The 467-nt window shown below is 52.2% G+C and carries 1 rRNA gene; it reads left to right on the plus strand.

Features of this window, described 5'->3' with window-relative positions:
• A 16S ribosomal RNA gene (locus BUB91_RS00010) occupies positions 1 to 384 on the plus strand; the annotation flags it as partial.
• Positions 385 to 467 lie beyond the last annotated feature (83 nt).

The following is a 467-nucleotide window of genomic DNA, read 5'->3' on the forward strand; positions in this document are numbered from 1 at the left end:
TAGCCAGACTGCCAGTGCAAACTGCGAGGAAGGTGGGGATGACGTCAAATCATCACGGCCCTTACGTCCTGGGCCACACACGTGCTACAATGGTAGGTACAGAGAGCAGCCACTTTGCAAAGAGGAGCGAATCTATAAAACCTATCACAGTTCGGATCGGGGTCTGCAACTCGACCCCGTGAAGCTGGAATCGCTAGTAATCGCATATCAGCCATGATGCGGTGAATACGTTCCCGGGCCTTGTACACACCGCCCGTCAAGCCATGGAAGCTGGGGGTACCTGAAGTCCGTCACCGTAAGGAGCGGCCTAGGGTAAGACCGGTAACTGGGGCTAAGTCGTAACAAGGTAGCCGTACCGGAAGGTGCGGCTGGAACACCTCCTTTCTAGAGCTTTGCTGCGTTAGCAGACAAAGACACGACTATAAGGAAAGGTAGCGTTTTAGTTTTAAGTTGTCAATTCAAGATAT

The organism is Leeuwenhoekiella marinoflava DSM 3653 (assembly GCF_900129005.1).
Classification (GTDB): Bacteria; Bacteroidota; Bacteroidia; order Flavobacteriales; family Flavobacteriaceae; genus Leeuwenhoekiella; species Leeuwenhoekiella marinoflava.